A 26,792-nucleotide genomic window follows, 5' to 3' on the forward strand; every position below is an offset into this window, starting at 1 on the left:
CGCACAAGCGCGATGAACACCTCGGTCTGCTGGAGTTGTCGCCTTCCGCCAGGCTTTGTTTAGGCCTGCAAAAAAATTTTCCGCAGCCCTAAACCTTGCGCCGCCGATCCAGATAACTCCCGCAGATGCCCAGGTCAGTCTGACGCGGGCCATGGGCCTGCATGGGCCAAGGAGCACAAGCAAGATGGTGGCGATCGTCAGCGGCAACAGCCTGGGTCTCAATCTCACATCCGCGGCCCAACTCGGCGATGCCGGCGTGCTGGGCAATGCCGCGCTCGGCCAGGCGCGGGAGGCGGCTTATCTCAACGTGGCCAACGGCAATCTCGTCCTGCAGGACCAGGACGGCCTGCTGCAGGGCCGGGGCGACAGCGACATCGCCAACCCGCGCACCTACAACTCGCAGGGCCAGTACGGCGGCGGCGCCTGGCAGGTCGGCGGCTACAAGACCCTGACCGTCAGCGGCCTCACGGCGCTGCGCACCGACAGCGACGGCGCCACCGCCGCCTATGCCTGGAACAGCGTTTCGCGCAGCTACGTGGAGACCGATGCCCACGGCGGCGCGCTCGACGAGGTGAAGATCGCCTCTGACGGCTCCCTGCTCTGGACCGACGGCAGCACCGGCCGCACCGAGCGCTACCAGGGCGGCGGCGCCGGCCTGCTGCTGCAGCAGACCGACACGGCGGGCAACACCACCAGCTTCGCCTACGACACCAGCGGCCACCTGAGCAGCGTCACCGACGCCAGCGGGGAAAGCATCCGCTACACCTACACCTCCATCGCCGGAACCCTGCGGCTGGCCTCGGCCACCTGTGTGCTATCCGGCGGCGCCACGGCCCGCGGCGTGCAATACGGCTACGACACACTCGCCCGCCTGGTGGACGTGGCCCTCACCGTCGGTGTCGGTGTGCAGTACCACACCCGCTACAGCTACGACGGCGCCAGCCAGCGGGTGGCCGGCATCCGGCAGAGCGATAGCAGCGCGCTCGGCTTCGGCTATGTGCTGGCCGGCGGCAGCTACCGCATCGCCAGCATCACCTCCAGCATCGACGGCGCCGCACGCACCACACGGATCGACTACGACCTCGCCCGGCGCGTCACCACCGTCACCGAGCCCAACGGCGTGGCCAGCAGCTACGCCTGCGACAGCCAGGGCCGGCTGGTGCAGATCAACACCGGTGTCACCGCCTCCCGGCCCGCCGGCGGCACGCAGGTGGCCTATGCCTACAACGCGCTCGGCGAAGTCTCCCGCATCACCGACGGCATGGGCCGCCAGACCGTCCTGCAATACGACGCCAGGGGCAATCTCACCAGCCAGGTCGATGCTCTCGGCGACACCCTGCAGCGCAGCTACAACACGCAGAACCAGCTGCTGACCGAGACCCGCTCCGGCGCGGGCCAGGCGCTGTCCACCGAGCGGCGGGTGTACGCGGCGGCCCAGGGTACCCAGCTGCGCTTCACCATCGATGCCGACGGCGCCGTCACCGAATACCGCTGGAACGGCAGCGGCCTGCTGGCCTCCACCGTCGTCTATGCCGGTGCCCCTTACGCCATCGCCGCGCTGGCGCAGACCGCCTCGCCCAGCGAAGCCCAACTGCAGTCCTGGGCCGCGCTGCAGGACCTGAGCACCACCCAGCGCCGGGACTTCAGCTACGACTTCCGCGGCCAGCTGCAGGCCAGCGTCCGCTACGGCCAGGTCGATGCCTACGGTGTCGGCGATGCGTCCACCGCATCCATCACCCACTACGTGCGCGATGCCCACGGCCAGCTGCTGCAGACCTTGTCTCCCGATGGCGCCGGCATGGAGGTCTATACCTACGACGGCCTCGGCCGCGTGCTCTCCAGCAGCCAACGTTCGGCCGACGGCTTGCAGGACATCACCACCCTGGTCCAGTACGACGACGCCCACGGCCGGGTGCTCACGCAGTACGCCAGCGGCCTGCAGTCCATCGCCAGTTACGACGGCTCGGGCCGGTTGATTGATCTGCAGCAGCTCGCGGCCGGCGACCTCTTGCCCGGCGGCGACACCACCCACCACCACTACGACGCCGAAGGCCGCCTGCTCAGCACCACCAGCGCCGCCGGCACGGTGAGCTACCTCTACGACGACAGCGGCAACCGCATCGCCAGGATCGACGCGGCCGGTGGTTTGACCGAGTTCAGCTACGACCGCAGCGGCCAGTTGGTCCACAGCATCGGGTATGCCAGGCCCGTGGATGCGCAGGGCCTGCAGTTGCTGCGCGAGCAGGCGGACGCCCAGCCCGGCAATACCCTCCTCGCGCAGATCCGCCCCGATCCCGAGCCCTCGGACAGCAGCACCTGGCACCTCTACGACGCGGCCGGCCGGCTGGCCTGGCAGGTCGATGGCCTGGGCTACGTCACCGAGACGGTCTACGACAGCGCATCGCGCATCACCGATGTGCGCCGGCTGGCCACGCCCATCGACACCCACCGCCTGGGCGACGGCATCGGGGTGGTGCTGGCGCCGGTGCTGGGCCTGCGGTCGAGCAGCACCACCTTCAGCGATGCGGTCAGCGGCAGCGGGCCGACCGCCGTCCACACGCTGACCGCGCAGGTGACCGTCTCGGACGGCAGCGCTGCGCAGGGGAGCGTGAGTTTCTTCGGCGGCAACGCGGGCGACACCCTGTTGGGCACCGCTGCCCTGATCGACGGAGTGGCCCGCTTCACCGCCACCGGCCTGGCCGCGCACCAGGAACTGCTGAGTGCGGTCTACAGCGGCGCTGCCGACACCCTGGGCAGCACGGCAGAGCCCCTGCTCGAAGAGATCCAGCCGACGGGCGCCGCGCCCCTGCTCGACACCCACGTCACGCTGGCCGTGCGCAGCCTGGGCATGGGCGCGCCGATCGAACTGAGCGCCACCCTCGACGACCCGCAGGCCGGCGGCCAGATCGTGTTCTACAGCGACGACGTGCCCGTGGCCTGGACGGACGTGGTCGATGGCCAGGCCCGCGTCACCGTCGGCACCCTGACCGCGGGCAGCCACCGGCTGCAGGCCGTCTACCAGGGTGATGACCAGCACTACGGCTGCACCTCCACCGAGTGGGTGCAAAGCATCGGCGCCACGGCCACCACCGCGACCAGCACGACCACCACCCTGCAGGTGCACCGGGATCCCCTCGCCACGGGCGCCAAGGTCGTGCTGACAGCGGCCGTCACCGGCAACATCAGTGGCGGTGGTGGTGGTGGCACCGTCAGCTTCTACAACGGCACCCGCCTGCTCGGCAGCGCCCGGCTCGTTGCCGGCATCGCCAGCCTGAGCTTGCCCGACCTGCCCCCGGGCACCGACACCCTTACCGCGGCCTACGGCGGCGACAGCCTCAACCTGGCCAGCCGTTCGGACCAGGTCGCGCTGGTGGTGCCCACACCGTCGCAGCTGAGCCTGTCGCTGTCCTCTCCCGAGCCCACCCTGGGCAGCGCGCTGGTGCTGACGGCCACGCTGGGCATGTTCGGGGCCGGCACGCCGCAGCCCACCGGCAGCGTCACGTTCTTCAACGGCGCCACGCTGCTGGGCAGCGCCGAGATGCACGGGGGCATCGCCCGGCTGCCCCTCTCCACGCTGCCGGTCGGCAACGCCGCGCTGCGTGCGGTGTACGGCGGGGATGCCGTCACCGACGCCGCTGCCTCGGCCGTGGTCACCACCGCCGTGCGCGCGGCACCCACCGGCACCCGGCTGGCCGTGACCCTGTCGGCGGATGGCTCCGCGCTGGATCTGCAGGCGAGCGTGGCCGCATCCCTTGGCGATATCGATGCGACCGGCGGACTGCCGGGCGGCACGGTGAGTTTCTACAGCGGCGGTGTGCTGCTCGGCCAGGTCGCGGCCGTCGATGCTGCGGCCCGCCTGCAGGTGGCCCGGTCGGCGGTGACCAGCGATCTGCTCACCGCCGTCTATGCCGGCGATGCGCTGCATGCCGCCAGCACTTCGGCTGTTGCCAGTGCCAGTGCGGCACTGATGCCGACCCGCCTGAGCCTGGTGTCGTCAACGGCCAGTACCGCACAAGGCAATGCCGTGACCTTCACGGCCACGGTGGCAGAGGCAGGTAGTCCAAGTAGCGCGGCACCCGGCGGCACCGTCACCTTTCTCAACGGCAGCACCGTGCTCGGCACGGCCGTCCTCAGCCAGGGTAAAGCCAGCCTGACCGTGACCGGCCTGCTGGCGGGCAGCCAGAACATCACCGCAAGCTACGGCGGTGACCCGCTGCATGCCGGCAGCGTGGCGGCTGCCTTGCCCCAGGCCATCACCGCAGCACCCACCACAACGGTACTCTCGCTCGGCAGCAACAACGTCGTGGCCGGCACACCGCTGGTGCTCACCGCCCAGATCGGCCAGCCGGCAACGCCCGGCGCCCTGCCGCCCACCGGCACGGCGAACTTCTACGTCGGCAGCCGCCTGCTGGGCAGCGCGAGTGTGGTCAACGGCGTGGCGGCCTTGACCGTGAGCAGCCTGCCCGCCGGCAGCAGCTCCCTCAGCGTGCGCTACGAAGGCGATGCCAACCATGCCCCCAGCGTATCGGCCGCCACGACCGCCACCCTCGTGGCCACCACCAGCGCCACCCTGTTCGCATCGGCCACCACCGCGCCGCGCAGCGCCACCGTGAGTTTTACCGTCCGGGTGGACGGTGCCGTCAACGGCGGCCTGGTGACCTTTTTCAACGGCAGCACGGTGCTGGGCACGGCGTCTGTCTCGGGCGGCGTGGCGAGCCTGTCGACCCGGCTGCTGCCCGCAGGTGTCAACAGCATCGGCGCCACTTATGCGGACACCACCGGTGCCGCGACCTGCGTCAGCGCGCGGGTCAATGTGAACATCACCCTGGCCGGCGGCATTAGCCCCAAGCCGCCCAGCCCGCCGGCGACGGCCTTGGCGCTGGCCTTGTCCACGACCGGCACCGCCCGGGGCACGCCGGTGCAACTCAGCGCGACCGTCTCGGGCGGCACGGCGGGGCAAGTGCCGGGAGGCAGCGTGTCCTTCTTCGCGGGCGCCACCTTGCTGGGCAGTGCGGTGGTGGTCAAGGGTGTGGCCAGGCTGTCGGTCAGCACGCTGGGCTTGGGCACCAGCGCGATCCAGGCGGTGTATTCGGGTGACGGCTACTCCGCCACCAGCACCTCGGCCGTCGCCAACGAGACCGTGTCGCTGGCGACCCCCACCGTGGCGCTGCGGGCCTCGGCCACGCAACTCATCCAGGGCACACCCGTCACCCTGCTGGCCCAGGTGAGCAGCGCGACCGGCGCGGTGGGCCCGGCCAGCGGCAAGGTGACCTTCTACGACGGCAGCACGGTGCTGGGCACGGTCAACCTGATCGATGGGCTGGCCAGTTTGACCACCAGCAGCCTGCCGGCCGGCAGCTCGCGCATCGTCGCGCGCTACCTGGGGGATGCCAACCACAGCAGCGCCGATGCGCCGGTGTTCTCGTTGGCCATCAGCCCGGCGCCGGTGAGCAGCCGGACCAGCCTGTCGGCCTCCAGCACCGCCGCCCGTGCAGGGGCGCCGGTGGTGCTCACGGCCACGATCACCGGCACGGCACCGCAGGGCACTGTGAGCTTCTTCAACGGTACTCAACTGCTGGGCAGCGCCAGCGTGAACAGCGGCACGGCGCGCCTGACGGTGTCCGATCTGCCGGTGGGGCTGGACACGCTGCGAGCGGTGTATTGCGGCGATGGGGTCAACGCGGCCAGCAGTTCGTCGGCGCTCACCGAGACCGTCCAGGCCGCCGTCAGCACGGTCCGCCTGGACACCGCCTGGTCGGGCGCCGATCTGGTCCTGACCGCCCGGGTGTCCTCGGCCACCGCATCGGCGGCCACCAGCGGCAGCGTCACCTTCTACCGCAATGGCCGGGCCATCGGCACTGCCAGCCTCAACCAGGGCGTGGCGAGCCTCACGCTGCGCGCCGAAGCGGCCAGCGCCGATCTCTTCACGGCCTCTTATGCCGGGGACGCCCTGAACCTCTCCAGCGCCTCCATCGCCGCAGCCGAGCCCGCGGTGGCCGCACCGCTGATGACCCTCTCCAGCACCGCCTCGGTGGCGCTGGACGGCAGCATCGAGATCCAGCTCACGCCAGAAGCCGGCGGCAGCGTCACCCTGCTGCGCGACGGCGTTGCGCTCCAGACCGCGCCGGTGCTGCACGGCCAGGCCCGCTTCGATGCCAGCCTGCTGCCTGTGGGCACCACCAAAGGCCTGGTGCTCAGCTACACCGGCGCCGGCGGCCTGGCCTGCAGCAGCCTGACGTTCAGCCAGACGGTGACCCCGGCCACCAGCAGCGTGGCCCTGCGCCTGGTGGCCAGCGACTACACCCCGCAAGGCGCGGTGTATCAGCTCCGCGCCCAGGTCCACGGCAGCGAGCCGGGCGGGCTGGTGCGCTTCTACCGGGGCGACACGCTTCTGGGCAGCGCCACCGTGGTCGATGGCATCGCGGCGATCAGCCTGCGCGAGCTGCCGCTTGGCACCTTGTCCTTCAGCGCCGCCTACACCGGAGATGCCCGCAACACCGCGAGCACCTCCGCTGCGCTGTCGCGACAGATCGAGGCGCTGCCCGGCACCGTCACGCTCAAGACCTCCAGCACGGCGCTGGCTCAAGGCTCGGCCCTCACGTTGACGGCCCATGTGGGCGGTACGACCCCTACCGGCCTGGTCACCTTCCTCTGCGGCCAGGTGGTGCTCGGCACGGCCACGGTCGATGCGTCCGGCAACGCGGTGCTGGCGGTTCCGGCGCTCAGCCTGCCGGCCGGCCGCGAGGAGATCTTCGCCATCTACAGCGGCGACGAACACCACGTAGAGGCGCGCTCCGCCCCGGTCACCGAGCAGCTCTCCACCGGCGTTTTCGCCGTGCAGGCTCTGCGCAGCGCCGCCGACGAGGTCACCAGCCAGATCCTCACCGCGGCCGGCCACCTGGCGGCCAGCGTGGACGCCGAGGGCTATCTCACCGAATACCGCTACAACGCGGCGGGCCAGCTGGTGCAGACCATCGCTTATGCCAACCGCATCCCCGGCGCCACCGACCCGCAGGCCAGAACGCAGGCCATCACCCAGGCCGTGGCCCAGGCCCGCGCCGCCCACTCGGTCCAGAACCTGCTGCCCGCGGCCTCCGACCAGGACATCCGCAGCTTCACCTACTACGACGCCAGCGGGCGTGTCATCGGCCAGATCGACGGCGAGGGCTATCTCACCGAGACCGTCTACGACACCAACGGCCACATCGCGCGCAGCATCCGCTACGCCCGTGCGGTCACCACGAAGCCCACCCCGTCGGCCACCCTCGCCGCCCTGCGCCCCGCCTCCGACCCGCAGGACCACATCCAGTCCAACCGCTACGACACCCTCGGCCGCCTGGCCTCCCAGGTCAACGCCGAAGGCACGCTCACCCGCTACACCTACGACGCAGCCGGCCGGCTCGTGCAGACCAGCGTCGCCGCCAACACCGAGGACCAGGCCAGCACCACCGCCCGCTATGACGCCCGCGGCCGGCTCGTCGCCGAACTCGACGCCGCCGGCACCGCCCGGCTCACCGGCAACCTGACCCAGGCGCAGATCGAGGCGATCTGGCAGGCCCAGGCCGTGCACCACCGCTACGACGCCGCCGGCCGCCGCACCAGCAGCACCGACGCGCTGGGCCATCGAACCTTCTTCTTCTACGACGAGGCCGGCCGCCTGCGTCTGACGCTCGACGCCGCGGGCGATGTGACCGAACAGCGCTACGACGCCCTGGGCCGCACCGTCGCCACCATCGCCTACGGCCAGCGGCTGGACGCCGCCACCCTCGCCAGCCTCGACCCCCAGGCCGGCGGCGTGCTCAGCGACACGGTCAACGCCTCCGTGATCGCCGCCCTGAAGGCCCTGCAGGCTCGCGACGCCGCCACCGCCAGCACCGCCACGACCACCGTCGCCTACGACGCCGACGGGCGAGCCCGCCGCAGCACCGATGCGCTGGGCAACGTGACCACGCTCCGCTACGACGCCTTTGGCAACCTCGTCTCCCGCCAGTTGACGGACGCCACCGGCACCGTGGCCGCGGCCAGCACAAGCAGCTTCGACCACCGCAACCAGCAGACGAGCAGCACGACCCAGGCGCTGAAGCCAGACCAGTCAATCGCCACCCAGTCCGCCACCTACGACGCCTTCGGCCGCCTCGTCTCCCGCACCGACACGCTAGGCCGCACCACCACCGCCCGCTACGACCGCGACGGCCGCGTCGTGCAAGCCTTCGATCCCGCCACCGGCGCCGCCACCAGCACCTACGACGCCTTCGACCAGATCCTCACCCGCACCGACGCCCTGGGCCAGTTGACCACCTGGCGCTACGACCTGGCCGCACGCAGCAGCACCCTCACCACCCCCGAGGGCCTCACGGTCAAGACCGTGCACACCCGCCGCGGCCAGACCCGCTCCATCACCGACGGCCTGGGCAACACCACCAGCTACCAATACGACGGCGAAGGCCGCCTGCTCTCGACGAGCACACCGCTGAGCTTCCAATCCCAGCGCTACGACACGACCGGCAACCTGGTCGAGAGCACCGACGCCGCCGGCAGCACCGTCGCCTACCGCTACGACCCCGCCCACCGCCTGCTCGAACGGGTGGTCGACCCGCAAGGCCTGGCGCTCACCACCCGCTACACCTACAACGGCCGCGGCGAAGTCCTCACCACCACCGACCCCGACGGCACCGTCACCGCCACCGGCCACGACCTGGCCGGCCACACCGTCAGCGAGACACGCGACCCCGGCGGTCTCGCGCTGACCACCCGCTACCAATCCGACCCGCTCGGCCAGGTGCTGTCGGTCACCGATGCACGCGGCAGCGTCACCCGCTACACCTACGACCACCAGGGCCGGCGTGTCTCCATGGTGGTCGATGCCGAGGGCCTGGCGCTGACCACCCGCTACGACTACGACGACAGCGGCAACCTCGCGGTCACCGACCCGGCCGGCGGGCGCAGCCTCACGGTCTATGACGCGGGCGGACACCTGGCCTATACCGTCTCGGCCGAGGGGCGGGTGGAACAGCATGTCTACGACGCGGCCGGCCGCGAGGTGCGCACCATCCACTACCTCGAGGCCCTGAGCCCGCAGAGCCTGGCGGGCCCCGTCACCAGTGAAGCCCTGCAGCGCCTGCTGGCCGACCGGCAGGACACCGCCCAGCAGACCAGCGACCACCGCGTCTACGACCACGACAACCGCCTGCGCTACCGCATCGATGCCGCCGGCGGCGTGACCGAACTGCGCTACGACGCCAACGGCCAAGTGGTGCAGCAGACCCGCTACGCCACCCGCATCGACCTGGCCCAGTGGACCCCCGGCACCCCACCTGCCGTCCAGCCCGACCCCGGCCAGGACCAGACCACCCGCACCGTCCACGACGAACTCGGCCGTGCGATCTACACGCTCTCCAGCGCCGGCGACGGCAGCCTGGCCAGCGTGGTGGGCCGCAGCTACGACCAGACCGGCCGCGTGATCGCCAGCACCGCCTATGCGGGCTTCATCCCGAGCAGCACCCAGGCCACGGCCACCGGCGTGGCCGCCGCCATCGCCACCCTGCGTCAACCCGGCGTCGATGCCGCCTCCCGCAACATCTACGACGCCGCCGGCCGCCTGGCCTGGACCGTGGACGGCCTGGGCGGCGTCACCCAATACCGCTACGACGCCAACGGTAATGTGCTGAACCAGCGCGAGTACGCCCAGCCCCTCGGCGACGGCCAGTCGCCCACGGAAGTACGGCCCTCGGCCGCGGACCGCCTCACCCTCCACGCCTACGACGCCGCCAACCGCCTCGTCGTCACCGTCGATGCGGCCGGCGACGTCACCCGCAACACCTACGACAACAACGGCAACCTGAGCAGCCAGCGGGTCTACGCACAGGCCGCCAGCGCACCGCTGGCCAGACCCGACGCCACCGCCCTGGAGCTGGCCGCAGAAGTCGACCCCAGCGCCGCCGACCGCCTGACCCACTTCGCCTACGACGCAGACAACCGCCGCATCTACACCGTCGATGCCGAAGGCGCCGTCATCCGCACCGAGTACCTCGACGGCGGCCGCACGCAGCGCATCACCGCTTACGCCAACCGCCTCGACCCCATGGCGCTGCCCGATGCGGTATCGGCCCCGCAGATCCAGAGCCTGCTGCACCCCGATGCGGCACAGGACCGCAGCACCTCGCGCCGCTACGACGCCGACGGCCTGCTGACCGAAGAACGCGACGGCGAGAACGGCCTCACCACCCACCGCTACGACACCCTCGGCCGCCTCACCCAACTGAGCACCGGCAGCACCGACGGCACCCAGCGCCACGACCAGATCTTTGTCTACGACGCCGCCGGCTACGTCATCGAAGAACGCCAGTCCGGGCAAGAAAGCCAATACCACGACCGCAACGCCCTGGGCCAGACCACCCGCGACCACAGCGAACACAGCGCCACCACCGACTACCGCCACGACGCCGCCGGCCAGCTCATCGTGTCCGAGGCGCACGACAGCGCCAACACCGCCATCCGCACCCGCATCAGCTACGACGCCCTGGGCCGCGTCCTCACCCGCACCGAGGCCGCCGACTCCGCCCAGAGCCGCACCACCGGCTACCGCTACGACGCCCTCGGCCACCAGGTCCAGACCCTGTTCCCCACCATCACCGGCGACACGACGATCGAAGTCGTTCTTGAGGACGGCAGCCCCGGGCGGATCCAGGGCGCATCCAGCACCGTCGCCTACAACCGCTTCGGCGAGGCCATCACCAACACCGACACCGCCGGCAATGTGAGCGCCAAGGCCTACGACAGCCTGGGCCGTGTGCGCTTCGACATCGATGCCCTGGGCTACGTCAGCGCCTACAGCTACGACACCTTCGGCAACGTGGCGGGCCTCACGCGCTACGCCAACGGCATCGGCATCGGCGATGGAAGACGCGACGCAACAGCCGTCAGCGCCGCCCTGCAGCACTCGGGCGCCGACCGCACCATCACCACGCAGTACGACCGCAACGGCCGGGCAGTGCAGACCACCCAGCCGCAGGCCTGGGCCAGCACGGGTCTTCCCGGCGTCATCGGCAGCCTGCAAAGCGCCGTCACCCGCACCAGCTACAACGCCTTCGGCGAAGCCGTCCTCACCAGCGCCTTGCTCGATGGCCCCAGCCAGCGCTGGGCCACGACCCGAGCCTTCTTCGACCATGCTGCGCGCCAGACCGCCTCCATCGATGCCATGGGCTACGCCACGGCCACCGCCTACGACAGCTTCGGCAACGTGGTGCGGGTCACCGAATACGCCAGCTTCGGCGCCTCCCAGGATGCCCAGGGCCGCTTCCTGCCGCCCGTCTCCAGCGTGGACGACCGCAGCACCGTCTTCACCTACGACGTCGCCCACCACCTCATCGGCCAGACCCGCCTGGCCGCGCAGATCCACGAAGACGGCAGCCGCTCCGACCTCGCCACCCGCTACACCTATGACCTGCTCGGCCGCCAGACCTCCGTCGCCGACCCGCTCGACCAGGTCACCTTCACCTACTACGACGCCTTCGGCTACATCCGCGCCACCGCCGGCCCCGCCACCGTCGTCAACGGCCGCGCCTTCATCCCCCTCACCGAATACACCCGCGACAGCCTCGGCCAGGTCATCCGCCAGATCGAATACGCCGCCGGCGCCGAACAAGCCGACCTGCAGGGCTACCAGCGCCACGCCCCCGCCACCGGCGCGGACCCAGCCTACTTCGCCTTTCCGCAAACCGCCAACACCTTCGGATCGAGCTTCGACGGCTCCATCGTCGACCACGAGACCCACTACACCTACGACCGCCTGGGCCACCTCACCGACCTCACCACCCCCGACGGCCAGCACCAGTACCGCGCCTACGACACCCGCGGCCAGCTCATACTGCAGTGGCAGAACGACGCTGGCCTGCTGCGCTACACCGAATACCGCTACGACGCCCTCGGCCGCCAGACCGCCGTCATCACCCCGAGTTCGGCCAGCACCATCGGCGGCGCACCGGGCCGCCAGCTCACCGGCCTGCTCTGGAACGCCTTCGGCGAACTCACCGCCCGCGGCACCTGGGCCGAGGGCAGTGCGGCGTCCTTCAGCGAGTTCTTCCAGTACGACAACGCCGGCCACCTCTGGCGCAGCAACGCGGGCGACGGCCAGACCACGGTGATGCTGTACGACCTGCTGGGCCGCCAGACCGCGCAGATCACCAGCGCCGGCAGCCTCGACCTGCTGCGCTCCTTCGGCGATGCGGGAAGCGTCGACGCCCAGGGCCACAACGGCCTGCGCCGCACCGACTTCGAACTCGACGCCCTCGGCCGCGCCCTCGTCCAGCGTGAAGCCGCCCGCGCCAACCCCCAGCACACCGAGACCTACCGCCCCACCACCTTCAGAACCTTCGACCGCTGGGGCAACACCCTCAGCCAGAGCGACCCGCGCGACGCCCGCATCCTCACCCGCTTCGCCTACAACGCCGCCAACCAGCTCGTCCGCCAGGTCCAGCCCGACGCCGACGGCAACATCTCCGCGGCCAGCCCCCTCACCATCCTCGTCTACGACGCGCTGGGCCGGCAGGTCGCGCTCAACGACGCCAACGGCCACATCAGCCGCCAGGTCTGGGATGCCACGAACCACCTGCTGGCCGAAGTACACGCCGACGGCGGCGTCGTCCAGCACAGCTACGACGCCTTCGGCGACGAGACCCGCACCCAGGACGCCGAGAACTTCGTCACCCTCAGCGACTACGACCGCATGGGCCGGCTCACCTACCGCGAACATGTCGGCGACGGCCGCTTCCAGGTCGTCGTCGACGGTGCCGGCGCCCCCCAGCTCCAGCAGACCGGCAACAGCAGCTGGCAGCTCTTCGCCTACGACGCGGCCGGCCACCGCACGCTGCAGGTCGACGGCGAAGGCGCCCTCACCCAGTACCGCTACGACGCCCGCGGCAACCTCGCCGCCACCATCGACGCCGACGGTTTTACGACCCGCAACGCCTACGACCTGCACGACCGCCTCGCCGCCACCCAGGACCCCAACGGCGCCATCGCCACCTGGGCCTATGACGACTTCGGCCAGCTGCAGAGCCACACCGACATCGGCGGCGCCGGCTACTGGTTCCTGTACGACAGCGCAAGAGAACTCATCGCCCAGGGCAGCAGCCGCGGCGAGTCCATCGCCTACACCTACGACGCCGCCGGCCAGCTCGTGCGCATCGACGACGCTGGCACCGACCGCCACACCTACTACGAATACGACAGCGCCGGCCGCCACACCTACGAACAGGTGATGCAGGGCGGCGGCGGCTACCAGGGCCAGGCACTCGCCTACGACAGCCTGGGCCGGCTGTCGCGCGTGAGCAGCTTCGACGGCGTGAACATCGCCATGGCCTACGACGCCGTCGGCAACAAGATCTTCCAGTCCACCGGCTACCCCGGCGGCGGCCAGGCCGCCTGGTTCGCCTACGACGCCATGAACCGGCAGATCCTCTCGGACGGCGCAGTCGACGGCAACGCGCAGAACCTGGCCAACATCACCGTCAACCGCGGCCACATCCTGGCCTACGACCACAACGGCAACCGCATCCAGGACACCTCCTGGGGCCAGCGGGTGGTGGCGCAGTACGCCCAGCATGTGGACGAGTCCGGCACCCCGGTGGGCCCGGTCGGCTTTACCGGCTACCAGGCCTACGCGGGCCCCGTCACCCATTACTACGGCTACGACAGCGCCAACCGCCTGTCGGGCGTGGCGGTCGAGGCCTATGCCGATGTGTTCACCACCCTCGACGAGTCCGGCCGGGCGATCTCCGTCAGCGGCATCGAACCGATCCCGCTGGGCCGTTCGCAGGCCGTCTTCATCGACAGGCGCTACTACGACAACGCCGGCCGCCTGGCGCAGAGCGGCCCCGGCGGCACCGTGCCGGCCGCCTACCTCGCCGCCCTGGCCATCGCCAACCCCGGCACCGTCGGCACCAGCACCCTGCAGAACCGCTACGACCCCGCCGGCCGTCTGGAGTGGCAGCGCACCGTCGACGAGACCAGGCCCATCCCCGACGCCGCGCGCACCCGCGACACCTGGTTCGTGCACGCCGTCGACATCACCGAGCAGGTCCTCACCGGCCACGACGAGTCCGGCGTGCCGACCTACCAGACGGTCACCCGCACCGACAGCAGCACCGGCTACGACCCCGCCGGCAACCTGATCTACAGCCGCAGCGTGCAGGTCATCCCGGACGAGGGCACCATCGTCACCGACACCGTCACCGGCCTGGAGCGGGCCGAGGGCTACCGGCAGGCCTTCCAGCACACCTTCAGCCGCAACGCGAACTCCGGCAACCACCAGGAGGCGCGGGTCAGCCAGTACTACGACGCCGACGGGTTCCTGAGCAGCATCACCGACAGCAGCAGTGCGCAGGGCAACCGGCAGATCTACACCGATGCCAATGGCGTGGTTCTGCTCAACGTGCAGAACGGCACGTACCTGCGCCAGTTGGTGGTCAACGGCGAGGTTCTCGGGGTGTATGGCGCAGGCGTCGACCCGCACAACCCGAGCGCGGGCAACGGCAACCTGAACTTCGTCTCGCAAGCCGACTTCAACCTTGGCTACAAACCGGTCACGGCAAGCTATCCCGAAACCAGCACCGGGCAGTACACGGTCCGCGGCGGCGACACCCTCCGAAGCATCGCCCAGTCGGCCTACGGAGATGCCGACCTCTGGTACCAGATCGCCCTGGCCAACGGGCTGGAGGGCGACAGCGATCTAAGGATCGGCGCCAGCCTCACCATCCCGACGCAGATCGCCGGCACGCACAACAGCGCCGGCACCTTCAGTCCCTACGACCCGAGCCGTGTGGTGGGCTCGACGAGTCCGGTGAACCTGCCGATCCCGCTGGGCAACCACCCGAGCGGTGGTGGTGGGTGCGGGGGTGTGGGCAAGATCATCACGGTGGTGGTCGCCGTGGTGGCGACGTACATCACCGTGGGTGCCACCGCGGAATACCTGGCGTTCACGCTGGAAACGGGCTTTGCCGCCACAGCCGCAGCCAGCGCCGCCATCGCAGCTGCAGCCGGCTCGATTGCGAGCCAAGTGGTTGGCAATCTCACCGGGGTACAGGACGGCTTCAGCTGGCAGGCCGTCGCGCTCAGCGCGATCAGTGCCGGGGTGGGGCAGAGCGTAGCCGAGCTGATACCGGCCGCGGGCGGGCCGATCACGACGGCGATGGCCCGGCAAGCCGCGGCCAGCATGCTGATCCAGGGCGCCGCAGTAGCCCTGGGTGCGCAGAAGAGCTTCAGCTGGACCCAGGTGGCCGCATCTGCTGCGGGGGCTGGCGTTGGCGCGGGACTCAACTCAGCCATGAGCAACAACCCAATGACCGACTTCGATTGGGTCAATCGTTCGTTGTCGGCTACGGCTGCGTCGGCCACCACGGCTGTGATGCACGGTGGCAGGGTATCGATTACGCAAGTTGCGGTGGATGCGTTTGGAAATGTGCTGGCTAATGGGTTGGCCGAAGTCAACACCCAGAGTTCCAAAAGTATTGCTCGCGGTGACTCTTTAAGCGCGCTCTTGGTGTTGAACGACAACTTCAGCGGAGAGGACACTACCGGTAATTTTTCAGTGGTCAACGATCGTTTTTCCGGACTGAAATCTGGGATAACACATGACGTTATTGATTCGCCCAACGTGACCGGCAGCGAGGCGTTTGACTTTATGTATGATTCTCGCAACGGCAGCGATATCGCCAGCGACAATTACAACGGCAGTCGTCGCACAGCCTTCGTGGGTATGGGGCAGGGGCCACTCGCTGCGTTGGCGGAAATAGGGCTTGACCAAGCGCAGCGGCTTGCAGCATACGGGTATTTGCTGAGTACTGGGCAGGTTCAACTCAGCCATAAAGGCGTGTCGATGGTGCAGCCGGGTCAAGAACTCCATATTGATCTTGACAACGCGAACGAAACGAATTTGGCTATGGCCGCAATTGTCCAGGAAAATACTGCTAGAGCAGCAAGGTCAACTATTTTCGATTTCGAACCGGTTTCTTACTCTAACTCCCAGTTTCCATCCTTAAATAATTTCAATAATATTGATCCGCTATTGAGTACCGGTCACAGTGTCCATGCAGGCGTCACTCAGAATTCCAACGACAAGACAGAAAGCCAAAGCATTCACCAGAAATTAATGGAGGAACGCTACGGGTGGATATTTGACGGAGGCAGCTTTTATGTGCCCGATCGTTTGTCGCTGAATGCTGCTGCAACCCATTTTATGCAGGGGAACGGCGAGTTGGTTAAAGTTCGTGGCGACACGGTAAACTTGAACTATATAGAGCCAGAAAAAATTGACGCCGTCCTACAGGCTCAAATTAATACACGTGGCAAACCACAAACGTCACTAACAGCGTCTTGGGGTGGAGGCATGCGCGGCGCCGCCTTGGAAGATCGTTATGTTTACGGTAGTGTTACAGCGAATCCAGACGGCAAGGGCGGGTTGCTTCTCCGCGACAACTACGATTTTGAAAGCCATAGTCAATCAGGGGAGTTTTTGCGTAATGTTGCGACTGCTGGCGGAGACATGATGAATCGATTTATTGGCGGAAAATTTGGCAACGGCAGTCCGCTGAATTTTTTCACTCGGGGGACGCCATTTAAAATTGAGTTCATAGGCTCGACGCCAAAACCAGGAAAATAACGGCAATGATTAAAAAAGAAATGTTAATTAAATGTATTTGTTGGGCATGGCGATTGATTGTTGTGATGCCTGTTTTGCTTGTTGTGATGGCTTTTGTCTGGTATTTGCTAGCAGCTTATGATCGCCAAGGTCTAAATCGAAAGGTAGCCCATGCGCGCGCAACGAATTTAATGATCAATCTATGTAAGGATAATTGCGAAAAATTAGGGATTCAACCTGTTGATTTGAAAGAGCGTGCCAGCCCCTCCGGCATGCTGACAGACTACGAGCTAGCATTAAAAGCTGAAGATTTACAAAAAAAATACATGTTCAGCTGGCTATCGAAAAATGGAGTCGAACTAAATATTATGGTCTGGGATAACGGGTTGTACGTTGACTCCCAATATTCGTGGGATGTGTCCGCCCAACATTAGGATCAAAGACTCCTGAATCTTGACCCGCTTCGCCGACACCCAGCTCGCCCAGCAAATCCAGCCCGACACCAACGGCCGTACCAGCCGCCCAGGTGTGGAATGCCGGCGATCACGTCCTCACCGAGATCCACGCCGACGGCGACACCGTCGAACACCGCTACGACGCCTTCGGCGACGAGACCCGCACCCAGGACGCCGAGAACTTCGTCACCCTCAGCGACTACGACCGCGGCACCAGCACCGCCGACAACATCTACGACCCCGCCGGCCGCCTGCTGTGGCAGCGCACTGTCGATGAAACCAAGGCCAGGAACGACGCCTTGCGTGTCCGCGACACCGCCTTCTCCCACGGCATAGACACCACCGAGCAGGTCCTCACCGGCCACGACGAGTCCGGCGTGCCGACCTACCAGACGGTCACCCGCACCGACAGCAGCACCGGCTACGACCCCGCCGGCAACCTGATCTACAGCCGCAGCGTGCAGGTCATCCCGGACGAGGGCACCATCGTCACCGACACCGTCACCGGCCTGGAGCGGGCCGAGGGCTACCGGCAGGCCTTCCAGCACACCTTCAGCCGCAACGCGAACTCCGGCAACCACCAGGAAGCGCGGGTCAGCCAGTACTACGACGCCGACGGCTTCCTCGCCAGCATCAACGACAGCAGCAGTGCGCAGGGCAACCGGCAGATCTACACCGATGCCAATGGCGTGGTCCTGCTCAACGTGCAGAACGGCACCTACCTGCGCCAGTTGGTGGTCAATGGCGAGGTCCTCGGGGTGTATGGCGCAGGCGTCGATCCGCACAACCCGAGCGCGGGCAACGGCAACCTGAACTTCGTCTCGCAAGCCGACTTCAACCTTGGCTACAAGCCGGTCACGGCGAGTTACCCGGAGGCCAGCACCGTGCAGTACACGGTCCGCGGCGGCGACACCCTCCGAAGCATCGCCCAGGCGGCCTACGGCGATGCCGACCTCTGGTACCAGATCGCCCTGGCCAACGGGCTGGAAGGCGACAGCGATCTCAGGATTGGCGCCAGCCTCACCATCCCGACCCAGATCGCGGGCACGCACAACAGCGCCGGCACCTTCAGTCCCTACGACCCGAGCCGTGTGGTGGGCTCGACGAGTCCGGTGAACCTGCCGATCCCGCTGGGCAACCACCCGAGCGGTGGTGGTGGGTGCGGGGGTGTGGGCAGGATCATCACGGTGGTGGTCGCCGTGGTGGCGACGGTGTATCTGGGACCTATTGCAGGCAACCTGATTGGTCAGGTGGTCGGCAACATCACCGGCGTGCAGCATGGAATCAGCTGGAACAGCGTCGCCATTGCAGACATCACAGCAGGAATAGGCGCGCAGTTCACGCAGGGCGCGGGTGCTGTCATCAACACGGGCAGCACTGCTGCCGATGCCTTCATCGCGCAAGCAGCGACCAATACTATCGCGCAGGGCATCTCCGTAGCGCTGGGACTGCAGAAAGACTTCAGCTGGATGCAGGTCGCGGCATCCGCTGCAGGTGCCGCCGTGGGGGCCGGCGTGAACTCGGCCTTGCACTACAACGCATCGACCAGCTTTGACTGGATCAAGAGTTCCTTGTCTGCAACGGCCGCGTCCGCCACAACGGCTGTGATGCATGGCGGCAGGGTGTCGATCACGCAAGTCGCTGTGGATGCGTTTGGGAATGTGCTGGGTAGCCGCCTGGCGGCCACTGCGAGTAGCGGCTCGGACATGAGCCCGTACAGCCTGGCGAGCGCATCCGATGCATCGGGCCAGGGCATGGGTCTGATGCCTGGCGCGGGCGGATTGGGTTTGGGTGATGTCAATAGCGGCGTGGCTGGCAGCGGCACGGGACTCAATGGGTCTGACGTACAGGATGACCTGTATGTAGCCCGCAATGGGCTGGGCATCGTGAGCAATGTGCAGATATCCACTGCTGGGGACGACGCATCTGCAGCCATCAATGACGGCCGAAGCATGTTTGCGGAGGTCCGGAGCGCGATATCCACTCCGGTTGCAATGGGCAGCGCTGTCGGCACACCGCTGCCGAGCAGCCCGTATCACTGGGTTTCTGCATCGATTGGCTCAGATGGGCAGACGGTTGCCGCGCACTGGTCAGACGATGGCAGTAATCCGGCATTCTTGGCCGGGATGATCCCCACTTCTGGGTATCCTGCCGCTCCGCCGCCAACCCCAAGGCTGACGGGTGTGCTTGGGGCCGCGGCAGACTGGCTGGACTACTCAGAGCCGGGCAAGGCGTTGCAAGGAATCATGCCTGGCGAGTCCTTCGTGGCGGGCGGAGCCAAGGCCACCATGTTGTTCCTGGCTGGGCACATCGGTGTTGGCGACGTTGGCAAGGCTGCGCAGGTCGCCGACAATTTGCTGAGAATTGGAAACTCCGAAAAAATAGGCGCGTTTTACAACGTGTCCTCGGAAGGCTTGCGTGGAGAAGTTCCGCTGATGCTAGAACAGCGGGCGCAAATCCAAAGTTATCTATCCAAATTCAATATGGACGATGTAACCGTTAGATGGGTTGATGACCGAAATTTGAATACGGCTTATGGAAACATCTTCGGCGAGCGAATACTTAATATCGGTTCAGACGTTGTTCCGGGGAATCTAGCCGTGGGAACCTTGACAGCAAATTCACGTGTCAGCATCAACGCTACCTTGGCACACGAATTGGTGGGGCACATGGAAGCCGGAATGGCGGGATATACGCAGGACCTTTTGTATTTAGAAGAAGCGCAAGCCAGTATTCGCGCCGCTCGCTTTGGTCCGGACCTTACTTCGACTGAAAGGTTTACCCTCTTGCGGGATGCTATTACCCGGCTGCAGAGTGTGCCCGGCGGCCCCGTGAAAATTAGGGATGTCAAGGCCTCACTCTACATTCAGCATCGTTAAGGAAGTAAATTATGGAACTTATGATCGTGAAGGATGTGATGCTCGCTAAAAGTGGTCAAACCATTCTTACAGGGCCTTTGTTATTAAAAACGTTCTCGCGGCGGAGTGAGATCGAACGCTTCTTCGGATCGAGTGTGAAGGTGTCAAGCATCAGCGGCGAGCATGCGCCCGTGCCGGTACTGGGTTTTTCGATAAGTCAAGCAATGTCCGGAACTTGGCAGGTTAGCTTGGCAATTGCTTACCCGGGGGGAATTCATGAAATATCTCTCAACAGTTTGGTTGTTAATGATGAGGCGATTCAGAGCGAAAAAACAGCTTAAAAAACAAACTCATTGAAAACACGTGTGTGCTTGCAGTCCTGCCGAACTGGCATTCGAGTGCCAGCCAATCTGCGTAGTTTTTGGAGTTCCATATCGGCGGCTCCAAAACTCTCCTATTCAGTGCGATCGCGGTGGAAAAGTCTGTACTTGAAAGAACGGCTGCGCTCATTGCCAAGAGCAACCTTAGCCCACGGGTCGCTGGCGTCTGCGTAGCGTGGGAAGAAGCCTCGGCCAAGTTGGTAGTTTGATACTTTATCGACGGGAAAGTGCATGAAGACGAAAAAGAATTTTGTGAGTTAGCCGTAGCTGAACTGATAGCGGAGTTCCCTGAAATACGCGTTGCTGATACAGAGTGCCTTATATATCCCCAAGGCGGTCTATCCATATTCGACGGGGTTGTTTTTCAACGCGCATGATTTGCGCACGAAAATATGAGTAAAGTTGGCGGGGTCTAAAAGACGAACGCCCTCGTCAAGCCGTTGGGAATCTCATCGTTGCACAGGACCATCAGCGTGGGCGTCAGCGCCGAGGTCGGCACGCCATTCCGATTAGCATCGGCTCGACCCTCGGCGCCGCAGCGCTCCACCAAGCTGTGAGTCTGGATGGTGGAGTGCGGCGCTTTGATGCTGACCCTGATATGGTTAATTCCTGGTAGAGCCTGTTTCAACACGAATTTGTCCAAGACCACCTTTACTTTTCACAGCACGAACGCTTCGAGGTAAAGTTCGAATCGATCTTTCAGACCAACTATAGAACTGCTTGCGACGCTGCAATCCGGTCGGGCAGGACTTCGATATTGGAGTAATCATGACCTTCTATGTAAAGCTCGAAAAGCAGGTTGAAAATGAAGTGTCTGCTGTATATCCGTTTTGGTCAATGGTGGGGAGTGTTGGCTCCTTAGAGGTTAGCAAAAACTCTGGCGAGATTACGCTGCTAAAGCCGGTGTTGAATGACAACCATGGGCGCCTATTCATTCGTGCCGCCGCCAAGCTCAAACGCGAATGGCAAGAGGGTCTATTCCCCGAAATTATAGAGTGGGCATCCTGAGTCGGCTTGATGATCGGCCCACCTATCTTGAAAGAGGTTTCGCGTCCAAGTGAATTCGAGCTAGCTTGTCCTGATAACGTCATCGATTGGGTGGCGGAAAGCAGCTTTTTGTAGCCGTGAAGGGGTATCGATTACCTAAGCCATGCCGGGAAGTTGGCAGGTGAGCTTGGCCGTCAACCATCGACAAGACCCGAAGCGACAATCGACGCATTTGGCTTTAAAAAGCAGGTTCCCACGCTGCGCAAATCGGAGGTCATCGGACAATGACTGAATTGAAGCAAGACCCGACGCCCTATGTCGCAATGAAGAATGCAGGGGCGTCCGCCGAAGATGTGTTCGTTAAGGCACTGGTAGATGGCTACAAGAACTTCGAGTGCATCGCCCTAGTTTGTGGAGTGTTCGACCTGTCGCTTCACGAGGCTAGAAACATTGCGCACAAACTACACCAGGCGAGTCAGGGCGCATAGCTGCACGAGCAGCCCACGGCGCGGCCAGCAGCGGCATGGGGCTCAATGGATTTGACGTGCAGGATGACCTGTATGTAGCCCGTAATGAGCAGGGCATCGTGAGCAATGTCCAGATCTCCACTGCTGGGGACTGCGTCTTAAGCCATCCATGACGGCCGAAGCATGTTTGCCGAGGTTCGGAGCGCTACATCCACTCCGGTTGCGTTGGGAAGCGCTGTCGGCATATCGCTGCCGAGCAGCCCGTATCACTGGGTTTCTGCATCGATTGGTTCAGATGGGCAGACGGTTGCCGCGCACTGGTCAGACGGTGGCAGTAATCCGGCATTCTTGGCCGGGATGATCCCCACTTCTGGGTATCCTGCCGCTCCGCCGCCAACCCCAAAGCTGACGGGTGTGCTTGGGGCCCCGGCAGACTGGCTGGACTACTCAGAGCCGGGCAAGGCGTTGCAAGGAATCATGCCTGGCGAGTCCTTCGTTGCGGGCGGAGCCAAGGCCACCATGTTGTTCCTGGCTGGGCACATCGGTGTTGGCGACGTTGGCAAGGCTGCGCAGGTTGCTGACGATATTTTGAGAGTTGGCAAGACCGGCCTGAACCCTGCCTCCGATTTGACGCTTGGTCTTCGCACCCTTGACCCCGCTGCGGTCAGCTTCACTCAAAGTTCGGTTTCATTCGCCAAGGCGGGCGCGGAATACAACTTGGACACCCTGGTAAAAAACATGTCGACGGAAGGCTGGATCGGAAAGCCCATTGACGTTGTGGCGATGCCGGACGGCACGCTCGCGTCCATTGACAACACGCGTGTTCTTGCAGCCCGCCGAGCTGGCATTGACGTGGAAGCCAATGTGCGCGGTTTTGATGAAGCAATCACCGATCCGGCGAGACAGCTATCGCTGATCGAAAGGGGGCAACGTTCCAAATACATGGGGTGACGCGGCACTCCTGCGCATCAACAAGCCCATTCAGAACGCGACGTTTCCTGGAATGAACCCTGGGTGGTCTGTACGATTTCCCTATGGGTCTATCTATGACCCGGTCGTGAAGTATTGAGGAGGAAGATGATGGCCAAGTTTGAACTTTACGCAGCCGAACAATTGCCCCAAGGGTTTGAATTTCCCGCCGAGATCAAAGATTTCGCCGCTACTGGGAAGCATCCTGACTTGGGGCCTTGGTGGTTCATTGATGCGAATTCCAGGGCTGGCAAGCTTGCCTATTCAGCTAGACAACATGATGGGCGGAACCTGATTCCGTTTGCCAAGGTCGATGACGGCCGTGGGGATGTGGCCTGTTTTGATGGTGATGACCTCTCTGGTGACCCAAAGGTGTTAATGCTTGTGCTCGATGACTCGGGACGAAGCTATTCCTTCACGAACTTCTCGCAGTGGAAAGCAGCTGCCCTGAAGGACGCCGCGAACTGAATGGCGCAGAAATTTTGGAGGTGCCGCCGGCTCGATTGCCAGCCAGCTTTCAAAAGTGCAGCCATGAGCAGAGATTGAGGGCCACTTCGATGGCCTGTTTTTTGCGGGATGCATCCTCAGCCCTGCGCAGGTGCAATGCCAAAGTGAATCGCGCAGATTTCCCTACTTCATGGTGTGGAGCAACGCGCTTTCATAGCTGCTGCCTTCGCTGTTTGCCGAAGGCGCGTTTCAAGAGTTGAGGCCTGTTCAAACCCCTGAGGGATTCATACCGCAGGCGATGGCCAACAGGCGCGATATGACGGAGCCAAGCGTCATGTCTGCCCTTCCTCGGAATCGTCGGACGAGGAGTCGTCATGACGGCGATTCGTCTGCTGCCCCATCACCCTCCGCGCCAACTCCCGCAAACGCACCGGATCCCGCATCTCCCCCGACAGCACCGCCTGGGCATACAGCGCCGACGGTCCCTGCGGGTCCAGCCCCTGGGCCAGCCGGATGCTGGCCTGCGCCTCGGTCACCTTGCCCTGCAGCGCCTGCGCGGCGGCCAGCCCGCCGTGGCTTTCGGCGAAGTTGCGGTCCAGCGAAATCGCCGCCGCGAAGGCTGCTTCGGCGGCCGGCAGGCGGCCCTGCGCGATCTCGGTCCATGCCAGGGCGAGCCGGGTGCCGATGTGCTGCGGCATCAGGGCGACGGCGCGGGTCAGGGCCTGGTGGGCCAGGTCCAGGCGGCCGGCCAGCATATGGGCCAGGCCGGTGGCGGACCAGCTCCGGCCGTCCTGGTCATGGCGCTGCGTGGCCGGCAGCAGCATCTGCAGGGCGGCGTCGGGCTGTTCCTGCTCGACCAGCAAGGTGCCCTGGGCGACGCAGGCTTCCCACTGGGTCGGGTCGCGGGCCAGCGCGCGTGATGCCAGCTCGCCGGCCACCTCGAACTTCTCCAGGTCCAGCGCCAGCAGGCTGGCGGCGCCCAGGGCGTCGGCGGTCCAGCAGGATGGGTCGGCCTTGCCGATGGCCTGCCAGGCCTCGTCGAGCCGGTGCAGCTGGTGCAGGGCGCGCAGCTGCAGCGAGAAGGCCTGCGGCAGGCTGCCGCTGCTGCCGGGGCGCAGCGCGGCGATGCGCTCCAGTGCGCCGGCATGGTCGCCCAGCGCATGGTGGGTGTAGGCCAGGTGGTAGCTGAGGGTGGTGGTGTCCTGGCTGCCCTGGCTGTTCTGGCCGTGGGCCGGTGCATCGGTGACCAGGGCTTGCAGCAGGCTTCGTGCGTCCTCCCAGTCGCCTTGCTGCATGGCGAGCAAGGCGGTGTTGTGGCGCCAGGCCGGGTCGGCGGCGCAGCGCGGGCGGGACCATTCGATCTGCTCGCGGGCCAGCGTGGCATTGCCCTCGGCCAGGGCGGCGTGGAAGACCTCCTTGCGCAGGGCCTGGTTGTCCGGGTCGGTGACGAGGAAGCGGCAGAGCAGGGCCAGCCGGGCGGCCGGGGATGGAGCGGCGGATGGTGCGGGGGATGGGCTGGGGAATGCAGTGTGGGTGTTCATGGATGGCTTTCTTCATGCGCCCAGCAGCAGGCGCAGTTTGCGCAGGGCCTGTTCATGCAGCTGGCTGATGCGGCCCTTGGTGAGGGCCAGGGAGCGGGCGATGGATTCGAATGGAAGGCCTTGCAGGTAGTGCAGCCGGATCACGCTTTGCTCGCGCTGCGTGAGCTGGCCGAGCAGGTCCAGCACACGCTGGCGTTCCTGCTTGAAGCACAGCGCCCGGTAGCCGCCGTCGGGTATGCCGGCGGTGTCGTCCTGGTACATGCCGGTGCCGTCCAGCATGAATCCCAGCATCAGGCCGACGGCGACTTCGGCCATGTCCTCCATCAGCGCCGGTCCGTCGTGGAGTTTGCCGGCTGGAAGGGCGGCCTTGGCGGCGGCGATGCGTTCGGCGACGAGGCGGCGTTTGAGCGCGAGCTGCTCCTGCTGCTCGCTGATGTGTTCCAGGCCGTCGTGGATGGTGCCCTGCATGCGCCGGTGGGCGTAGGTGCGGAACTGGGCGCCGCGGGTGGGGTCGTAGCGGTCCACCGCCTCGATCAGGCCCAGGGTGGCCAGCTGCAGGTATTCGGCGAATTCGATCCCGTGGTAGCCGTGCCGGCAGAAGAGGCCGGTGGCGATGACCCGGGCGTAGGGCAGGTGCAGCATGATGATTCTTTCGCGCGCCTCGGCGTCCTGCTGTTCGATGTGGCGGCGCCAGAGTCCGGCTTCGATGTCGCGTTGCAGCTGGCGTTGCTGGGCGGCGGTTTCCTCGGCGCTGCTGAGGCTCTGCCGAGCCGCGGCCGGGCCGAGTTCGGGTGCGCCGTAGGGCGCTGTCACCAGGGCGCTGACCATGGCCGTGCCGCATTCAGTGGAACGAGCCGACCAGGGCCTTCAGCAGCAGGCCCCAGCCGTCCATCAGGATGAACATCAGGATCTTCAGCGGCAGGCTGATGGTGGCCGGCGGCATCATCATCATGCCCAGCGCCATGAGGATGCTGGCGACGATCAGGTCGATCAGCAGGAAGGGCAGGAACACTACGAAGCCGATCTGGAAGGCGGCGCGCAGCTCCGACAGCATGAAGGCGGGGATCAGCTGCAGGTTGCCGATGTCGTCCGGGCTGCGGGGCTGCGGCGCCTTGGAGAGTTCCACCATCAGCGCCAGGTCCTGCTCGCGGGTCTGGCGGAACATGAAGTCGCGCAGCGGCGCGCTGCCGCGTTCGTAGGCCTGCTCCACCGTCTGCCTGCCGTTCATGAAGGGGGTGAAGGCGTCCTGGTTGAGCTTCTGCAGCACCGGGGACATGGTGAACAGCGTGAGGAACAGGGCCAGGCCCAGCAGCACGGTGTTGGGCGGCGTCTCCTGCATGCCCAGCGCATGGCGCAGCATCGAGAGAACGATGATGGTGCGCAGGAAGGAGGTGACGCAGACCAGCAGCGCCGGCAGCACGGCCAGCAGGGTCAGGCCGAGCACGATGCGCAGGGCCTGGGTGGTTTCGCCGCTGGCCAGGCCGCCGTGGGGGAAGGCCGATGCGGCCGTGGCGGCGCGGGCGCCGCAGCAGGCGAGTGCCGCCAGTGCCGTCAGGGCGCCGATGGCTGCGGCGCGATGGGCGAGGGCTGGGCGCTTCATGGCTTGGCCGGCTCCGGGCTGTCGGGTGGGCTGTCGGGCAGGGCATCCGGCGCGGAGGCGGGCGCGGGCTGGCGGTCCAGCACGGCGATGCCGGCATCGGTGCAGCCCAGCAGCAGCTGGCGGCCGCGCCATTCCACCAGGTGCAGGCTGGCGCGCGGCGTGAGGCGTCTGGAGGAACGGACGCTGAACTCCGGCGCGGCGAGCACCGGCGCGAACAGGCGGCGCAGTGTGCCGCCGTGCGTCGTCTGCGCCCTGGCCGCGGGCGGCGCCTTGCGTTGGCGCAGCCAGTGCCGCTGCAGCGCGACGGCTGCGATCAGCACCAGCACCAGCAGCACCGCGGCGGCGATGGTGGGTGTGCCCTCGGGCTCCTCGCGGCGCACTGGGATGGAGGAGGGCAGCGGTTCGGCGCTGCCGGTGGATGCGCTGGGCATGTGGGTCTGCTCCTGGCGGAT

12 protein-coding genes are annotated in these 26,792 nt (G+C 66.0%); 7 read left to right on the top strand and 5 right to left on the bottom strand.

The window, feature by feature from the left end; translation table 11 throughout:
* The first annotated feature begins 184 nt into the window (after positions 1–184).
* From GT347_RS27290 to GT347_RS14895, 4 genes are all read left to right on the top strand, one after another.
* Entirely contained in the window at positions 185–16,657 is a 16,473-nt protein-coding gene (locus GT347_RS27290; protein ID WP_195812351.1) for an Ig-like domain repeat protein, read from the top strand.
* A 5-nt stretch (positions 16,658–16,662) separates the two neighbouring features.
* Positions 16,663–17,070 carry a hypothetical protein gene (locus GT347_RS14885; protein WP_160552928.1) on the top strand — a complete coding sequence of 136 codons (408 nt, stop codon included), beginning with the start codon at positions 16,663–16,665 and terminating at the stop codon, positions 17,068–17,070.
* Between the two features lie 92 nt (positions 17,071–17,162).
* The gene (locus tag GT347_RS14890) at positions 17,163–19,970 is read left to right on the top strand and encodes a LysM peptidoglycan-binding domain-containing protein (RefSeq protein WP_160552929.1); all 2,808 of its coding nucleotides are present in this window, start codon (positions 17,163–17,165) and stop codon (positions 19,968–19,970) included.
* An 11-nt stretch (positions 19,971–19,981) separates the two neighbouring features.
* Positions 19,982–20,290: a hypothetical protein gene (locus GT347_RS14895; RefSeq protein WP_160552930.1), complete on the top strand. Its 309-nt coding sequence runs from the start codon at positions 19,982–19,984 to the stop codon at positions 20,288–20,290.
* Positions 20,291–20,741: 451 nt separating this feature from the next.
* On the opposite strand, the gene GT347_RS14900 is transcribed toward GT347_RS14895, so the two are convergent.
* Positions 20,742–20,972, bottom strand: coding sequence for a hypothetical protein (locus GT347_RS14900; protein ID WP_160552931.1), 231 nt, complete (start codon positions 20,970–20,972; stop codon positions 20,742–20,744).
* A 125-nt stretch (positions 20,973–21,097) separates the two neighbouring features.
* Here GT347_RS14900 and GT347_RS14905 point away from each other — a divergent pair, with 125 nt between their 5' ends.
* The 3 genes from GT347_RS14905 (at position 21,098) to GT347_RS14915 (ending at position 23,220) form a co-directional block, all read left to right on the top strand.
* Positions 21,098–21,337 (top strand): hypothetical protein, encoded by a 240-nt coding sequence (locus tag GT347_RS14905; RefSeq protein ID WP_160552932.1) that lies wholly within the window; start codon positions 21,098–21,100, stop codon positions 21,335–21,337.
* A 629-nt stretch (positions 21,338–21,966) separates the two neighbouring features.
* Entirely contained in the window at positions 21,967–22,734 is a 768-nt protein-coding gene (locus tag GT347_RS27555) for a hypothetical protein (protein ID WP_160552933.1), read from the top strand.
* A gap of 129 nt (positions 22,735–22,863) precedes the next feature.
* A complete protein-coding gene (locus GT347_RS14915; RefSeq protein ID WP_160552934.1) occupies positions 22,864–23,220 on the top strand; it encodes an SMI1/KNR4 family protein in 357 nt (118 codons plus the stop codon).
* A 311-nt stretch (positions 23,221–23,531) separates the two neighbouring features.
* Here GT347_RS14915 and GT347_RS14920 read toward each other — a convergent pair whose 3' ends face one another.
* The 4 genes from GT347_RS14920 to GT347_RS14935 are packed head-to-tail and all read right to left on the bottom strand — an operon-like array spanning position 23,532 to position 26,771.
* Positions 23,532–24,740 (bottom strand): tetratricopeptide repeat protein, encoded by a 1,209-nt coding sequence (locus tag GT347_RS14920; protein ID WP_160552935.1) that lies wholly within the window; start codon positions 24,738–24,740, stop codon positions 23,532–23,534.
* 12 nt (positions 24,741–24,752) lie between these two features.
* A complete protein-coding gene (locus GT347_RS14925) occupies positions 24,753–25,568 on the bottom strand; it encodes a sigma-70 family RNA polymerase sigma factor (protein ID WP_160552936.1) in 816 nt (271 codons plus the stop codon).
* A 13-nt stretch (positions 25,569–25,581) separates the two neighbouring features.
* Positions 25,582–26,340: a flagellar type III secretion system pore protein FliP gene (fliP, locus tag GT347_RS14930; RefSeq protein ID WP_160552937.1), complete on the bottom strand. Its 759-nt coding sequence runs from the start codon at positions 26,338–26,340 to the stop codon at positions 25,582–25,584.
* Positions 26,337–26,771 carry a flagellar biosynthetic protein FliO gene (locus GT347_RS14935; RefSeq protein WP_160552938.1) on the bottom strand — a complete coding sequence of 145 codons (435 nt, stop codon included), beginning with the start codon at positions 26,769–26,771 and terminating at the stop codon, positions 26,337–26,339. The genes fliP and GT347_RS14935 overlap by 4 nt, the downstream gene beginning before the upstream one ends.
* Positions 26,772–26,792 lie beyond the last annotated feature (21 nt).

It is taken from the genome of Xylophilus rhododendri (genome assembly GCF_009906855.1).
Taxonomy (GTDB): domain Bacteria; phylum Pseudomonadota; class Gammaproteobacteria; order Burkholderiales; family Burkholderiaceae_C; genus Xylophilus; species Xylophilus rhododendri.

Excerpts from the sequence above, each read along its gene's own strand:
- GT347_RS27555 (WP_160552933.1), top strand. The coding sequence starts at position 21,967 with ATGTTTGCCGAGGTTCGGAGCGCTACATCCACTCCGGTTGCGTTGGGA.
- fliP (WP_160552937.1), bottom strand. The coding sequence starts at position 26,340 with ATGAAGCGCCCAGCCCTCGCCCATCGCGCCGCAGCCATCGGCGCCCTG.
- GT347_RS14920 (WP_160552935.1), bottom strand. The coding sequence starts at position 24,740 with ATGAACACCCACACTGCATTCCCCAGCCCATCCCCCGCACCATCCGCC.
- GT347_RS14905 (WP_160552932.1), top strand. The coding sequence starts at position 21,098 with ATGACCTTCTATGTAAAGCTCGAAAAGCAGGTTGAAAATGAAGTGTCT.
- GT347_RS14925 (WP_160552936.1), bottom strand. The coding sequence starts at position 25,568 with ATGGTCAGCGCCCTGGTGACAGCGCCCTACGGCGCACCCGAACTCGGC.
- GT347_RS14935 (WP_160552938.1), bottom strand. The coding sequence starts at position 26,771 with ATGCCCAGCGCATCCACCGGCAGCGCCGAACCGCTGCCCTCCTCCATC.
- GT347_RS27290 (WP_195812351.1), top strand. The coding sequence starts at position 185 with ATGGTGGCGATCGTCAGCGGCAACAGCCTGGGTCTCAATCTCACATCC.
- GT347_RS14885 (WP_160552928.1), top strand. The coding sequence starts at position 16,663 with ATGATTAAAAAAGAAATGTTAATTAAATGTATTTGTTGGGCATGGCGA.
- GT347_RS14895 (WP_160552930.1), top strand. The coding sequence starts at position 19,982 with ATGGAACTTATGATCGTGAAGGATGTGATGCTCGCTAAAAGTGGTCAA.
- GT347_RS14915 (WP_160552934.1), top strand. The coding sequence starts at position 22,864 with ATGGCCAAGTTTGAACTTTACGCAGCCGAACAATTGCCCCAAGGGTTT.